The 14,157-nt window shown below is 41.9% G+C and carries 20 protein-coding genes; 7 read left to right on the top strand and 13 right to left on the bottom strand.

The window, feature by feature from the left end; all coding sequences use genetic code 11:
* Positions 1–56 precede the first annotated feature (56 nt).
* Together G6R08_RS18900 and G6R08_RS18895 are read right to left on the bottom strand one after the other, a co-directional pair.
* Complete coding sequence (locus G6R08_RS18900) at positions 57–878, bottom strand: MBL fold metallo-hydrolase (RefSeq protein WP_163530232.1); 822 nt, start codon at positions 876–878, stop codon at positions 57–59.
* 244 nt (positions 879–1,122) lie between these two features.
* Positions 1,123–1,269, bottom strand: a complete 147-nt coding sequence (locus G6R08_RS18895) for an FbpB family small basic protein (protein ID WP_163530230.1) — start codon at positions 1,267–1,269, stop codon at positions 1,123–1,125.
* Positions 1,270–1,377: 108 nt separating this feature from the next.
* Here G6R08_RS18895 and G6R08_RS18890 point away from each other — a divergent pair, with 108 nt between their 5' ends.
* Entirely contained in the window at positions 1,378–2,556 is a 1,179-nt protein-coding gene (locus G6R08_RS18890; protein ID WP_163530222.1) for an aminotransferase A, read from the top strand.
* A gap of 161 nt (positions 2,557–2,717) precedes the next feature.
* Here the strand turns inward: G6R08_RS18890 and G6R08_RS18885 are convergent, their stop codons facing one another.
* On the bottom strand, positions 2,718–2,885 hold the full coding sequence (locus tag G6R08_RS18885) for a Spo0E family sporulation regulatory protein-aspartic acid phosphatase (RefSeq protein WP_338035448.1): 168 nt from the start codon (positions 2,883–2,885) through the stop codon (positions 2,718–2,720).
* Positions 2,886–3,102: 217 nt separating this feature from the next.
* Between G6R08_RS18885 and lepB the strand changes: the two genes are divergently transcribed.
* On the top strand, positions 3,103–3,624 hold the full coding sequence (lepB, locus tag G6R08_RS18880; RefSeq protein WP_163530220.1) for a signal peptidase I: 522 nt from the start codon (positions 3,103–3,105) through the stop codon (positions 3,622–3,624).
* A gap of 39 nt (positions 3,625–3,663) precedes the next feature.
* Here lepB and G6R08_RS18875 read toward each other — a convergent pair whose 3' ends face one another.
* From G6R08_RS18875 to G6R08_RS18865, 3 genes are all read right to left on the bottom strand, one after another.
* Complete coding sequence (locus tag G6R08_RS18875; RefSeq protein ID WP_163530218.1) at positions 3,664–3,801, bottom strand: YvrJ family protein; 138 nt, start codon at positions 3,799–3,801, stop codon at positions 3,664–3,666.
* 78 nt (positions 3,802–3,879) lie between these two features.
* Positions 3,880–4,092 (bottom strand): DUF2922 domain-containing protein, encoded by a 213-nt coding sequence (locus G6R08_RS18870; protein WP_079529651.1) that lies wholly within the window; start codon positions 4,090–4,092, stop codon positions 3,880–3,882.
* Positions 4,093–4,114: 22 nt separating this feature from the next.
* Positions 4,115–4,339, bottom strand: coding sequence for a DUF1659 domain-containing protein (locus G6R08_RS18865; protein ID WP_163530216.1), 225 nt, complete (start codon positions 4,337–4,339; stop codon positions 4,115–4,117).
* 511 nt (positions 4,340–4,850) lie between these two features.
* On the opposite strand from G6R08_RS18865, the gene G6R08_RS18860 reads away from it, so the two are divergent.
* Both G6R08_RS18860 and G6R08_RS22315 read left to right on the top strand, forming a co-directional pair.
* On the top strand, positions 4,851–5,063 hold the full coding sequence (locus tag G6R08_RS18860; protein WP_163530214.1) for a hypothetical protein: 213 nt from the start codon (positions 4,851–4,853) through the stop codon (positions 5,061–5,063).
* Positions 5,064–5,126: 63 nt separating this feature from the next.
* The gene (locus G6R08_RS22315) at positions 5,127–5,261 is read left to right on the top strand and encodes a YjcZ family sporulation protein (RefSeq protein WP_163530213.1); all 135 of its coding nucleotides are present in this window, start codon (positions 5,127–5,129) and stop codon (positions 5,259–5,261) included.
* A 37-nt stretch (positions 5,262–5,298) separates the two neighbouring features.
* On the opposite strand, the gene G6R08_RS18850 is transcribed toward G6R08_RS22315, so the two are convergent.
* The 4 genes from G6R08_RS18850 to G6R08_RS18835 form a co-directional block, all read right to left on the bottom strand.
* Positions 5,299–6,654 carry a TrkH family potassium uptake protein gene (locus G6R08_RS18850; protein ID WP_163531399.1) on the bottom strand — a complete coding sequence of 452 codons (1,356 nt, stop codon included), beginning with the start codon at positions 6,652–6,654 and terminating at the stop codon, positions 5,299–5,301.
* A 62-nt stretch (positions 6,655–6,716) separates the two neighbouring features.
* Entirely contained in the window at positions 6,717–7,142 is a 426-nt protein-coding gene (locus G6R08_RS18845) for a YwpF-like family protein (RefSeq protein ID WP_163530211.1), read from the bottom strand.
* Positions 7,143–7,326: 184 nt separating this feature from the next.
* Positions 7,327–8,337, bottom strand: coding sequence for a GTP 3',8-cyclase MoaA (gene moaA / locus G6R08_RS18840; protein WP_163530209.1), 1,011 nt, complete (start codon positions 8,335–8,337; stop codon positions 7,327–7,329).
* Between the two features lie 18 nt (positions 8,338–8,355).
* The gene (locus G6R08_RS18835) at positions 8,356–9,633 is read right to left on the bottom strand and encodes a molybdopterin molybdotransferase MoeA (RefSeq protein ID WP_163530207.1); all 1,278 of its coding nucleotides are present in this window, start codon (positions 9,631–9,633) and stop codon (positions 8,356–8,358) included.
* 156 nt (positions 9,634–9,789) lie between these two features.
* On the opposite strand from G6R08_RS18835, the gene G6R08_RS18830 reads away from it, so the two are divergent.
* Complete coding sequence (locus G6R08_RS18830) at positions 9,790–11,142, top strand: dihydrolipoyl dehydrogenase family protein (RefSeq protein WP_163530205.1); 1,353 nt, start codon at positions 9,790–9,792, stop codon at positions 11,140–11,142.
* A gap of 61 nt (positions 11,143–11,203) precedes the next feature.
* Here the strand turns inward: G6R08_RS18830 and G6R08_RS18825 are convergent, their stop codons facing one another.
* The 3 genes from G6R08_RS18825 to G6R08_RS18815 all read right to left on the bottom strand — a co-directional run bounded on the left by G6R08_RS18825 (position 11,204) and on the right by G6R08_RS18815 (position 12,480).
* Positions 11,204–11,344 (bottom strand): hypothetical protein, encoded by a 141-nt coding sequence (locus G6R08_RS18825; RefSeq protein ID WP_163530203.1) that lies wholly within the window; start codon positions 11,342–11,344, stop codon positions 11,204–11,206.
* Between the two features lie 105 nt (positions 11,345–11,449).
* Positions 11,450–11,590, bottom strand: a complete 141-nt coding sequence (locus tag G6R08_RS18820) for a YrzI family small protein (RefSeq protein WP_163530201.1) — start codon at positions 11,588–11,590, stop codon at positions 11,450–11,452.
* A gap of 362 nt (positions 11,591–11,952) precedes the next feature.
* Positions 11,953–12,480: an HD domain-containing protein gene (locus G6R08_RS18815; RefSeq protein ID WP_163530198.1), complete on the bottom strand. Its 528-nt coding sequence runs from the start codon at positions 12,478–12,480 to the stop codon at positions 11,953–11,955.
* Between the two features lie 388 nt (positions 12,481–12,868).
* Here G6R08_RS18815 and G6R08_RS18805 point away from each other — a divergent pair, with 388 nt between their 5' ends.
* A complete protein-coding gene (locus tag G6R08_RS18805; RefSeq protein WP_163530196.1) occupies positions 12,869–13,201 on the top strand; it encodes a hypothetical protein in 333 nt (110 codons plus the stop codon).
* 75 nt (positions 13,202–13,276) lie between these two features.
* Positions 13,277–13,837: an FAD-dependent oxidoreductase gene (locus tag G6R08_RS18800; protein WP_163530194.1), complete on the top strand. Its 561-nt coding sequence runs from the start codon at positions 13,277–13,279 to the stop codon at positions 13,835–13,837.
* Positions 13,838–14,157 lie beyond the last annotated feature (320 nt).

Here is a 14,157-nt window from a genome sequence, read left to right as displayed (position 1 = left end):
AACTTACTTCCCCTAAATAGAGTACATGGATTGTGTTGGATAACTGGAAGTAGTCGCTATAAACAGCTTTCATTACTCAGTTTTTCCTCAGAAAGGATAGAAGTGACGATATGCCGGGAATCCCATTCACCTTCAGATATTTCGATGATAGGATAATTTTTCGGAAAAAGCTGTTGATCGATTTCAACAATGGTAAGCCCAATGTTATGGAGGTGTTTTACTTCCTCACAGAGATGTTCAAGGTATTCAAGCTTCTGTTTCATCATGTCTTTCCCATTCTTAATATAGCCGGCATGACAGCAAAATACCGACTTAAAATCGTAAGTAAGCAGTTTTCGAATCGAGTTCATGATCAGGGGGATCGATTCATTTTGCATGATGACCTTTGTTTTCGGCATTACGTATAAATCACCGGTGAACAACCTCCCTGTTTTTTCATGAAGCAGTGCGATGTGGTCATCGGCGTGACCTGGTGTATAGATGACCCGCCAGTCTTCGTGTCGTGATTGAACCGTCTCTCCAATCGGGTGGGCAGTAAATGGTTCCCGGATTCCCCAGGTATGCTGACGATACTTCGGATATGTGCAAGATTCGGCACATGTACTCACTCCCTTTTCATGAATATATATGGGGAGATCTCGGCTTTCCTGCAGCCATGCAGCTGCTCCGGTGTGGTCTTCATGGCTGTGGGTTAAGATGACTTGTTCAATTGATTGGTTTTCGTAAAAGGAGGTCAACTCAGATTCCAGAGTTTGTGGCCCGGTATCGATCACCATACCGTCTGTTAAAAAGGAATAAATCATACCCGATTTGCGTCCAGACTTGACGACCTTGCCCTCTACACAGGTTACGCCCTCTCGTTCATATACATCGATCATCGTTCTATGTCACTCTCCTATCTCTCATTGCCAAGTCCTGTTACTTATGGAATTTCAAAGACTATTCTGATTCTTAAATCGTACCACAGCTCCATTTAATTTCAATCTTTTCTGAAAATTAAAAAGGATGCGATCGTATAATTGCACATAATTTTGGTCTATTGCATATTGGCAAAGAACAGCTCATGCATAGCACACAGAAAAAGCAGCCACGCTATGCGGCTGCTTTCTCACTATGATATGATCAATTTACAAATTTAGATTTATCCGTAGTTTTCGTTCTTTTTTCATCGATCTGCTTGTCGATTTGTTCTAAGGCTTGTTGATCATTCATGAGCTGTTCTTTATTTTGATTGACCAGCTCTTCAAAAGAGATTCGATTGGGTCTCATGACACAAACTCCTTTCTCAATTACTACACTTTCATTATATCAAATAAAGAAAGTAATAAATCTTAATTGTTTGAACATTTTGTTAACATTTAATTTGGGGGCGACAATATGGAGCGTTTTATTAATCCACAACTAGCAACGATACAGATCTCGGGGATTCGACAATTTTTTAATATGGTTAGTCAATATGAAGATGTTGTGTCGTTAACCATTGGGCAGCCGGATTTTCCGACACCGGATCACGTCAAGCAGGCGGCCGTTCAGGCACTTGATGCCAATCACACGAGTTATACGCACAATGCCGGGCTGCTGGAGCTGCGGGAAGCGATCAGCCGTCATGTCCAGGAAAAATACAAGTTATCATATCGAGCCGAAGATGAAGTGATTGTAACGGTTGGGGCATCCCAGGCGATCGATATTACGCTGAGAACGATTTTACAGCCTGGAGATGAGGTACTGCTTCCGGGGCCGGTTTATCCAGGGTATGAACCGCTTATCAAACTAGCAGGAGCGACGGCTAAGCATGTAGACACGAGCCAGAACGGGTTCAAACTCACAGCTGATTTAATTGAGCAGGCCGTGACACCAAAGACGAAGTGTGTCATTCTGCCTTATCCATCCAACCCGACTGGAGTGTCGTTATCAAATGAGGAATTAAAATCGATCGCAGCAGTCCTCAAGGAACATAACTTATTTATGATAGCTGATGAAATTTACAGCGAACTGACGTATTCGGCCCCACATACATCGATTGCTTCTCTTCCCTCTGTACGAGATCACGTGATTGTCGTAAATGGGGTGTCGAAATCACATTCGATGACAGGCTTTCGAATCGGCTATTTGCTGGCCCCAAACTGGTTGGCTAAGCATATCCTTAAAGTTCATCAATACAATGTGTCCTGTGCCACTTCAATTAGTCAGTATGCCGCACTTGAAGCGATCGAAAACGGCCAGTCCGACCCGATTCATATGAAAAAAGAATATGAAAAAAGAAGGGCTTACGTGTTAGATCGGCTCGACCAAATGGGGCTGCGCTATCAAGTGCCTGATGGAGCTTTTTATGTTTTTCCGGAGTTTCCGTTAGAAGGAATGAGTTCATTTGATAAAGCTGTACAGCTGGTAGAAGAAGCGGGAGTCGCTCTCGTCCCCGGAGACGCTTTTTCTCAGTATGGAAATGGCTATATGAGGCTTTCTTATGCTTATGGAATGGACACCTTACAAGAAGGGCTGGACAGGCTAGAACAATTTATGGATGCAAAAGCGCAAGCGCCCAGTAGACAAGACTGAGAAAGTTGTACACAGATCGGCGTTGTGTAGGGCCAACGCAGTGCAACAATATTCATAGCAGAGCGATGGTATAAAATCCTTTCTTGGCACACAAGTAATCCGAACTTGTTTCAAAAGTTCGGATTACTTTATACTTAATTTAATTTTGTCCAACCTCTTTATTATGCTTCATTTTTTTGTTGTATTTGATTCAATAAATAGTCTAATTCCTGACTCATTCGCACTGATTTAACACTTGAAAATCCTTCTTCTAACGCTGTCTCTGTCATACGCCTGCGTAACTCTTCAATTTTAAAAATGAGTTGATCCTGCTGATCACTTTCCATCATCGTACCTCCTAGCGTATGCGAATATAGACTATATTTTACCATACTCTTTCACCACCCCAAAGAATTAAAAGCAACATTTCAAAAGATTCACTGAATTTTCATTATTACGATCGGCTGGATGTTAAAATTTGATTACAGTTCTCAACAATGTTTCATTTTTATACCCGTATGATAAAATGAAAGATGTTCGAGCATGATTAAGAGAGGAAGATTCAGATTGTCTGAACAAGCTAAGAAAGAATGGCTGGAATGGATTAAAGCGATTGCTATCGCCGTCGTCCTTGCCTTTATACTGCGTACTTTCTTCTTCGCTACTTCAATCGTTGAGGGGGCTAGCATGAACCCTACGCTTGAGAGCGGAGAACGCGTCATGTTTAATAAAATTATTTACTATATTGATGAGCCCTCTTATGGTGATATCGTCATTATTGACCGTCCTGTTAAAAATTATGTTAAACGGGTAATAGGAAAGCCGAACGATACAATAGAAGTTCGAAACCACCAGCTTTATATTGACGGTCAGAAACGAGAACAGAACTTTTTAAGTAAAGAAGCCATTATGGAAACAAGAGATTTTGGGCCAATTAAAGTACCTGATAACACGTACTTCGTGATGGGAGATAATCGGGCAATTAGTAAAGACAGTCGTAATGGACTTGGATTTATTAAAGAAGAGGAAATCATCGGTCGAACAGAACTTATTATTTATCCATTTGATGAAATCAGCTTAACACAATAAAAAAAGCGCGCCGCTTATTAAAAGCTGGCGCGCTTTTTACTATCCTTTCATTTTGTCAGGAAGATGATGGATGGATTCAATCAGATCATCGAGTTTTCCTTCCACACGGTGTAATAAATAAAAGGTGACCGCAATAGGGAAGCCAACATCTGTTATGAATGGCAGCCAAGTATCCATTTCTGACACTCCTTTCTTCCATAAAAAAAGCCATTATGAAGCATATCTTCATAATGGCCGATTTGGTGTGACTAGGTTTTATAACTCAATATCGAACACGTTGCGTTCTACAATCCTAGCCTGCTTTTTCTCCACTAAATTTCCTCCGCTGGAATAGAAGCAATTCTCAGCAATAACGGCATCCATCGCTGCATGAATCGCAACTTGATCTACCGGCTCAACAGGTTCATCAAGGGAAATTGTTACAATACTTCCCTCTTCATTCAGAAATTTAAGCTCTAGCTTCTTCATCTGTACTCCTCCTTTTTACGAATTATAGGTTCGTTAGAATAGCTGAATCATTACGTTCAATCATCAATAGCAAGCGTTGCTGCAATGGCACAAGGACAATTGCCACGTTATAAAGCTGTTCTGCTGTAGCATCCATTTTCACGTTATTGAACGATTTCGTACGGTATTTCACATTTCCTTTTTCATCTGTTCCGTTTTCGAATACGAGCTGCAATTGGGAGTTCGTTTTGTCTGCTGTTACCGCCATGTTGATCACCTCCTTTCACTCTTATAATCGAAGGTGACCGTCAGGCAGGTGTCTATTTTTTCATAAAAAAAAAGCAAACACCCTGACCTCAGGTGTTTACTCCTTGATTTACTGTGTATGATGGATGTTGCTTTATGTGCCGGATTTACCCACGATCAAAAATACAGAATCCCATAAATCCAACTAAAATGACCACACAGACAATAAACATAATGATGGCTTCCATACCAGCACCTCCTCACCGCTTCTATTGTAGCAAAAGTTCAACATGCGTGCTTCCTCTTTTACAATTCACTGTGTTTTCCTTTTGAAGAACGTTTAAGGTTATAGGATTAATTCTCCCTTATTATACAATAGATTGTACTAACTCGTCTGCTTCATTCCCCGGGAAATTTTTAGAGAGCTCCGTTTTCACCAAGATAGCGCTTTCTCGAATTTTGTATAAGCGTATCACAAAATGTAAATAGAACAAAAGGGTCCAGGGCATAATGAGTGAAGAGGAGGCGTTCACATGAATGCGAATCAGCGTATATCAAGCCCAAATCATTTATCTGCCCCGCTGCTCATTAACGAATTGAAAAACGATAACGTGAATCACTGGTGTAATGAGCTCGATGAAGAAAATTCATTTTCCAATGTAAAAGACCTTAACAATCATCAATCTAAGATTATTACCGTATCCAAAACCGAATGTATGGACGAATTTTCTTCTGTAAATGGGTAGGAACCCATACAGCCTTGCTGCCTCCGCATAGGCTATTGTGTAGATTCAACTGGAGGTGAGCTTATGCACGGAGGCAGCCTATATGGAGGTAATTGCGGGTACAGCAACTTGGGTGGCCGATTTCGTGTTAGCGACTTAGTCCTTATTGTAGTTCTCTTCATCCTCTTAATTATTGTAGGGGCCATTTTATATATGTGATGACCTGTACACAGCAAAAGGCTGTGTACAGTTTTTATTACCCGATAATAATTCTCTCTTTTGGATAGTTGTAATTTTTTGTTTTTCGATCTTTTTTCCATGTGAACAAAAAGGTGAGAATCCCGATTCGGCCGATAAACATCAGCAGCATGAGGACGACTTTGCCAAAAGGAGACAACCCAGCTGTAATGCCAAGCGACAATCCCGTCGTACCAAAGGCAGAACAGACTTCGAAAATAAGTTTATTCAGATCATAGGGTTCACTTATAGTCAGGGCGAGCACCGCTCCAAAACAAGTTAACATCGCCATCATCGTAACAGCAACCGCACGGTTTAGGTCTTCATTGTGAACTTCCCTTCGAAAGATCTTAATCTGACTTTCCCCGCGGGCGAACGTTAAAATAAAAATAATAACGAGGGCAAACGTAGTTGTACGAATCCCGCCTCCTACACTACTAGGAGAGGCACCGATGAACATTAAGGCAGACATGAACAGCTGCGTATGGCCTGAAAACTCACTGATATCGAGCGTCGCCAATCCCCCGCTCCTCGTTGTGACCGATTGAAACAACGAGAAAAATAAAATTTCATGCCAATCTTTTCCCGCGAAAAAGTGATTGTATTCAAAGATAGCAATCATCAATGCCCCTACAACCACTAAGGCAAAAAAAGTGAATGTCGTGAGCTTGGCAAACAACGTAAATTGTATTTTTTTATGGGTGGGCTTAAAGAGATACTGCTTAACTTCTATTAATACGGGAAATCCAATAGCCCCAGCAATTATGAGTACCATATGAATGAATTGCACGAAATAATCATTCTGAAAAGGAACTAACGACTGCCCGGTTATGTCAAAACCACCGTTCGTCGTGGCACTGACTGAACTGAAAAAACCATGCAAATAGGCTTGTGCGGGGTCATAATATTGCAAATAATACGTCCCTAATACCAAGAACCCGATAAGCTCGATCAGTAAAACGACAATGACAATCTGCTTAACCATTCGGACCATTCCCTGGAAAGAGGTTTGGTTCTGGTCAGCCATAATCAGCCGTCGCTCTTTCAAGCCAATTTTTTTTCCAAGAATCAGCCAGACCATTGTCCCCAGGGTCATCACCCCGATCCCGCCAAACTGCAGAACGAAAGCGATGATAAAGATCCCTGTCGTACTGAATGTTTCTACCGTTGACACCGTGGTCAATCCCGTTACACTTACAGCACTTACTGCCGTGAATAAAATATCAATAAAAGCAAGATCCACTCCAGGCCGATGGGCTACCGGCAAAGCAATTAAAATTGACGAAATTGTCACAGCAAACAAATAAAATAGCGCAATTAATTGAAACGGTGACAGCTTATTGAGCCACCATAGGCTACGTTTTCTCACCCACATCATAAAGCATATACTCCTTTAAAAACTACACTCAGTAATAAATAATATGTATCCCCGGAGAATTACCCCTTCTGTTCATCCCCGCGGCGTTTAAATTCCTCAAGTAACTCATCGCCCTGGAACCCTTCATCCATTAGCGTCTTTAACACTTTTTCAATATTTTCCCGTCGGCGATCAATGATGTTCCCCATAAAGATCACATTCATATAATCCCCAATAATATTATTATCAATAACTTTTACGAGAAAGGTAGCGAGTCGGTTGCTTCTTTTCGTAATTTTAACTTGAATCATCAATTCTTCTTCATTATCCTGGATTGTTTGAAAGTACTCTTCATAACTGCGGTCTACATAAGCTTCCACAACCCAGCGTCCTTTGTCGTCTTCTCGGTTAATAATCAACCCATCGCTCAACTTTATCCTTCTTTGTGTCAGATCGTCGTTCTTCTCTTCTACGATATCAAGCGACACAAGTTTAAATGTTTTCACAAATTGCACCTCCAGGTTGGCTTTCTATCTTTATCATTATAGAGTACGAAGCTGATTGGAGTAAAGCAGTCACTTATTTTTTAGTCAAACAAGGCGCACTTGAGCTTTCTTCAAAAAAAATAAGCCCCTACTGAGTTAGCGGCTCACTATGGGTGCTTATTTTTCTAGGGTTGCTTTCTACAACCTATCCGCCGATATAGGACATTTCGATTTTTTTCTTAGTTGGTTTGCCTTCAGCCCTTTCCACAGAATATTGATCATCCCGCTTCGTCCAGATTTTAATCAGCTTTGAAATGATTTCCTGGTCACTGCTGTCGTTTCTTAACATGTTCCTGATATCATAGCCTTCACTAGCAAACAAGCAGGTGTATAATTGGCCATCCGCTGATAATCTCACTCGTGTACAGCTGCTGCAAAAGGCATCGGTGACCGATGAAATTACCCCAATTTCAGCCTCGCTGTCACTATATTTGTAGCGGTTCGCCACTTCTCCATAATAATTCGGTTCTAGTGGTTCCAGCGGCATTTCCGCATGAATGGTATCAATGATCTGCTGCTTGGATACGACCGTGTCCATATTCCAGCCGTTGTGGTTGCCCACATCCATAAATTCAATAAACCGTAACGTATCGCCTGTCTCTTTAAAATATTTCGCCATAGGCAGAATTTGACTTTCATTCATCCCTTTTTTCACGACCATATTGATTTTAATCTCAAGGCCTGCTTTACGGGCCGCTTCAATTCCTTTTAATACAGGACTTGTTTTAATTCCGCGTCCATTGGTCTGCTGGAACACTTCATCTTCAATGGCATCTAAACTAACATTAACACGATTAAGTCCAGCTTCTTTTAACTTCTGGGCTTGCTTGACTAAGAAAATTGCGTTAGTCGTAATCGCAATATCTTTAATGCCATCAATTTGCTTCAATCGTGCTACTAACTGATCCATATTTTTTCTCATTAACGGCTCGCCGCCGGTAAGTCTGACCTTCTCAGTCCCGAACTTCGCAAAGATTTCGACCAGTCTAACAATTTCATCGAAGCTGAGTAATTCCTCCGTGGGCATAAACCGATAATCATCCCCGAATATTTCGGCAGGCATACAGTATGTGCACCTGAAATTACATTGGTCAATGACCGATATTCGCAAATCCTTCATTGGTCGGTCGTATTTATCCAACACATATTGAACCATTCTAGATTGCTCCTTTCATCAGCTGCTGTATAGTTGAAACGACTCTGTCCCTTTAGTGTCTTCTAAAAGTATAGCACGCACCGCGTCGCCTTGTTGATAGCCTCTTGTTCCTCCCCGTAACACGATCAGAACATTAGAATGTGCGAGAGAGGTAACGACAGCAGATTTATCAATTCCAGCTGGGTAAACGCAAACTTTTCCCTCTTCATAACGTACGAATCCACGTACAAACCGCGTGAATGGATTCGGTTTCGGAAAATCAGCTCCTAGCTCGGCATCGATCACGTTATGATATACTCGCTGATTCCCTAAATACGCTTGAATAAACGGGTGTGTGTATAGTTCGTACCCTACATAACAAGCAGAAGGGTTTCCCGACAACCCGAACAGCAATTGCTGGCCGAGCGCGGCAACGGTTGTTACGCTGCCGGGTCTCATCGCAATTTTATTAAATAGCACGTCGGCACCCAGTTTTTCATAAATATCTGGCATTAAATCATAGTCACCAACAGACACGCCTCCTGTGGTGATTAAAATATCCACTTCTGATAAGGCTTGGCGAACAGCCTCGTAACATGTGTCAAAGTCATCGGCAAGCTTGCCGAAATAAACAGGCTCTGCCCCACTCCGTTCGATTTGTGCGAGCACCATATAAGCATTGGAATTCCGAATCTTTCCTGGCTCAAGCGGCTGATCAATATCAAGCAGCTCTGTCCCTGTGGCAAATACACCAACGCGGGGCTGCTGGTAGACTTGAACCTTAGCGTAGCCAAAGGTAGCCAGAACAGCTTGAATACCTGGGTTGATGATTTCTCCTTTACAGACGAGCACCTCGCCTTCTTCTGTCTCAGACCCTCGTTCGATTATGTTCTGTCCATCTTCCATGCTGCGCTTGATGGACATATACGTTGCGTTTGCCTTCTCTTCTGTTTGACAAATTTCAAACATGGCCACACAAGTGGCTCCTTCAGGAATTTCCGCTCCAGTCATAATCCTGACTGCTTCCCCGCTTTCAAGAGCGCGGCTGGCTCGATGCCCGGCCGCCACCGTTTCTGTTACGACAAAGCCGACTGGAGATTCCTTGCTGGCTTTGGCTGTGTCCGCTGCTCTGATGGCAAATCCATCGTATGGTGATTTGTTAAAAGGGGGGACAGCATGGGTTGCCTTAATATCTTCGGCAAGAATACGCCCATAACTGTCTTCCAATCGTACCTCTTCTGACTTTTGCTGCGGTTTGTGCTCCATTACACGTTGGACAGCTTCTTCTACAGGAATCGGTTTTCTATGTAAATTCATCTTCCTCACCCTTTACCCGTTTAAAAATATAGTCTTTTTTTGACCATAACGGAATCATTCAATAATTTCAAAATTTATGTACTTTAATGATGGGTTTCTTGCGGTCCATATAGGGGTATGAGATTATATAGAAGCTTTAAAGGAGGAAACTAATTCATGAACACTACATACGACGTCATTGTCATCGGAACAGGAGTAGCAGGCAGCACAGCTGCAACCATTTCACAAAGAAGAGGACTTTCAACAGCCATTGTTGATGCAAGGCCCTACGGCGGCACTTGCCCGCAAAGAGGCTGTGATCCGAAGAGGGTTCTAACGGGTGTGATGGAAGCTTATGAAGATGCGAAGCGTTTAAAGGGAAAAGGAATATCCGGAGAATTCAGCCTAAATTGGAAGGATTTAAAGGCATACAAAGATTCATTTACCGATCCTGTAGCTGAATCTGTCGAAACATCCTTAAAAGAAAAAGGAATTACCACCTATCATGGGACAGCTGAATTTCTGGATCCTCACACCTTAAAAATCGGTGAGGAGAATATTACCGCGGAGAAGTTTGTCATTGCTGCAGGAGCCCGTCCCGCTCCTTTGCCGATTAACGGTTTCGAGCACATGATTACAAGCGACGATTTCTTTGAACTTGAAGATATACCCGATCGGGTTGTTTTTGTTGGAGGCGGCTACATTTCTTTTGAGTTCGCGCATTTATGTGCCCGACTCGGAAAAGATGTGGTCATTCTGCACCGTGGCAAGCATGTTCTCGACTTTGTCGATACCGAAATTTCCAATAAACTGATTGAACATACAAAAGACCTGGGCGTTGACATCCACACAGGTACAGAGGTGAAAGAAATTGAACACCTCAATAGTGGCGGCTACAGTATACGTGTGAAGAAGTTTGATCATGAACATGAAATCAAAGGAGACCTCGTCATTCATGGCGCAGGACGTCAGCCGAACCTTGAAGCACTGAACTTGGATGAGGCCGGGGTAGAAGCAACGGAGAAGGGAGTAAAAGTGAACCATAACTTTCAATCACTCTCCCAGCCGCACATCTACGCTGCAGGGGATGTGGCCGATTCAGGATTAAAAGCGTTAACCCCGCCAGCGGGAGAGGAAGCTGAACGACTGATGCATCATCTAGTCGACAGGCAAGAACAGCCGCTGATCACTTCAGCCATCCCTTCTGTCGTGTTTACGTACCCGATTCTTGGTTCAGTCGGGATCACTCAGCAGGAAGCTAAGGAGAAAAAGATTCCTTACGAAGTTCAATCAAGAACCGTTCATTCCTTTTTCACCTATAAACGGATGAACGACGACGGAGCATATGTAAAATTACTGATGAACCCGTTTACCGATGAGTTGATCGGAGCCCATGTCCTATCGAGTCATGGCGACCATCTGATTAACCTATTTACGGCTGCTATTGAAAAGAAAATGACAAAATCTGATCTGAGAAATATGCTCTGGGGGTACCCAACTGCAGAAAGTGATATTCCAAGCTTCTTTTAAGTTCTTATAAAAGAAAGGGTGTCCCAGAAGTGTTACTTACACTTCTGGGACACCCTCTTCTCTATCCTATATATAAGTGTTTACGTTTGTTTTCTTCTATTTTCGTATGAATGTGCCGACACTTGTTCCGTTCAGCGTCGTCACGCCAATCAGCAGACCTTTTTTCAATGCTGATCGTGAAAATAATCATATTGATTCTCATCGATATCACCTCTTTCGCTTCCGTAACTATGCCGTATCCTTCTCTACGTTCAACCAAGCCATAAATACAATTCTTCTCATAATCGCCATCTTATACACCCCCATCTTAGTAAAAATTGGTCATACGAGCTTTTCTGTCGAGAAACTTGTCATAAGCTGTTGATTTGTAGATAGAATGCTGGATATCGCTACGTTTTTTTGGCCTTCTTTGAATATGAATGGAAAATAATAAAAAGTGTATCGTCATACAACTCACCTCCTTACATGTTAATGGTAGTTTTTTACATAAAAAATAGCCACAGGGGTCCTGTGGCTTGACAAAAAAATGTATAGAATCAGCCTCCATAGAGGGATTCTTTCCATTAAAAAAGCCACAGGGTTACAATATGCACCGCCTGCAGCAAGTATGAATACATTTATCCCGTAAAAAACTAGATTGATTCGTTTGCGCAGGTCGATTTTATACAATTAGCTTGAACTGGTACTGTCATCATGTTTTTCATTCTAATCGACCTCGCTTTCATTAGTAAATTTTACTTACATTGGAAATTATATAGAATGTCCCGGAAAAAGTAAAGCACTTTTCTGAAAAATGTTACAATAATTCTATTATTCGTTATCCGAAGGCTGCATATTTTCAATCTTCTTATCTATCTTATGAAGACGTTCGATCGCTTCACTCGGTTCCATTTCCTTATAATGATGCTGACCTCCCGGCTGTTCATCCAAAGCATCTGCTTCTGCAACAACATGTTGTAAGGGCGTTCGCTGATCTGTTAATTCAAAAGGTAAATAACTATCGGTATGGAGCAGCACGGCTAAGGAAACCTCTTTAGCAACGAGGCGGTCCTCCCCTAATCTGATCAATAACTTATGAGCTCTCTCTGCTCCTTTGATGGCGTGGATATCATGACGCCGGTACTCCTCATAATCCCACTTGCCATCTCTGTACCATTCATAGTGACCCATATCATGAAGCAAGGCGGATTTTGTGGCTAAGTCGAGCGACACATTGGCGTCAAAGGCCATGTCGAACGCATTTTCAGCCACCGTAACAGCATGGTTAATACCAGATCGTTGTAAATATTTTTGTGTTATGCGTTGATTAAAAATATCGACTAGGGTTACACGTTTCATCCTCCCCACCTCCTTATTTTTTTGATAATGACTATAGCATGCCCAAGTAGCGGTCTCAAATATGACGCCTTACACGAGGCAAATAAATACTCTAAGTTTACGACTTCAGTAATGAAGAAACGATCCCACATAGGAGGTATTCCCTAGAATTCCTCGAAGGAAACTGTAGAGTGAGTAACGGAATTCGCAGGGGCTTAGCTTTATCCTATGCAGACCAGCAAGCGACTGTTGTGGTCAGGTGTGATATTGACGAAGAGCATAGCTGAGAGCGGCTTTCAGGAAATGATCTATGAACACTGAAGTCGTCATGGATTCAAGATACAAAGTTTATCTTTATATAAGCCGGGGTAATGTATTTATAACAAAATGATTAGATGGAGGTGATGAAGTGAGTCATTTATCCTCATACCATGTTCATTTAAAAAATCCGATCAAGACAAATCAAATTATGAATATATATAAGCATTCAACGAAGGATAAAACAAACATATATTTTCATCAACACAACCTCATAGCTGATGCAGGCCATTTACCGAAATTGTTATCTTTTTTCCTGCTTATGGATGTAGATGAGCCGGTGTTAATGATTATTGATGGAGAAAATGCAGCTGGAACTTACGAGGTTATTTTAAATGAATTCAACGAAGCTATTGATAACATAAGCTGCCGAACGCAGTATGACCCTGCTCAAATATATCAGTGTGCTTCCATCACTGTTTAACACAGATCTTCGCGTTGCGGAATTGGAATTTTTCTATTATTCTAAATATGAAAAAAGAAATAAGGAGTGGATCCCATGTACGATATTGCAATAATAGGAGCCGGACCGGCTGGGGCAAGTGCGGCCATATTCGCGGCTAAAGCAGGTAAAAAAGTAGTGATGTTTGATAGTGGAAAAAGTATCACAGCCAAAGCCTGGGTTGAAAATCATTATGGCGTTAAAGAAATCGAGGGACCAAAGCTTCTAAAGGATGGCCAGGAACAAGCGAAAAAATTTGGAGCTGAACTTGTCGAAGCTGAAGTGCAGGAGATTAATGAAGATGCTGAACTTTATACGATCCAAACGGAACAAGGCAACTTCGACACCAGCCATATCATCTTTGCCACAGGCATGTCCGTTAAAGCGGCGGAACAATTCGGTCTTGACACGACAGAAGGAACCGAACCGCGAGTCGCCAGAACAATCAAGGTGAATGAACGAGGACGTACGGGAAAACCTAAAGTCTGGGCGGCAGGTACGGTGGCAGGTGTAAGTGTACATACAATCGTTACAGCAGGTGACGGTGCACGAGTTGCCATTAATGTGATCAGTGAATTAAACGGAGAGCGTTATGTTGACCACGATATGATGAAGTAAACCAGAAAAGGTGTCTTGTGCAGGTCTCTTAGGCTGTCGAGAACGTCTATGAACCTTTTGTATGATTAAAGCTAATCCTCTCTTAGTTTAGAAATAAGAGAGGATTTTTCATTGCGAGTTATGGCGGAAGCTGTTTATCCGCGATAACTTCGGTATTACCGCGATTGGTAAAATTTATCAGCAATTATTAGAATATAACCGCGAAAATGAAGATATATCCTCGAATCGTCTTATTCTGTTTTTTCTCCCCTTCCTGGTGGTTACTTAAAGCGGCGTTCTTTTATTAGTAGTGATATTTCGAATACGTTAATCATCGATAT

The sequence above is a fragment of the Halobacillus ihumii genome (assembly GCF_902726645.1).
In the GTDB taxonomy this organism is placed as follows: Bacteria; Bacillota; Bacilli; order Bacillales; family Halobacillaceae; genus Halobacillus_A; species Halobacillus_A ihumii.
The sequence above is the reverse complement of the archived record's forward strand: the minus strand, read 5'-3'. Positions and strand labels throughout refer to the sequence as shown.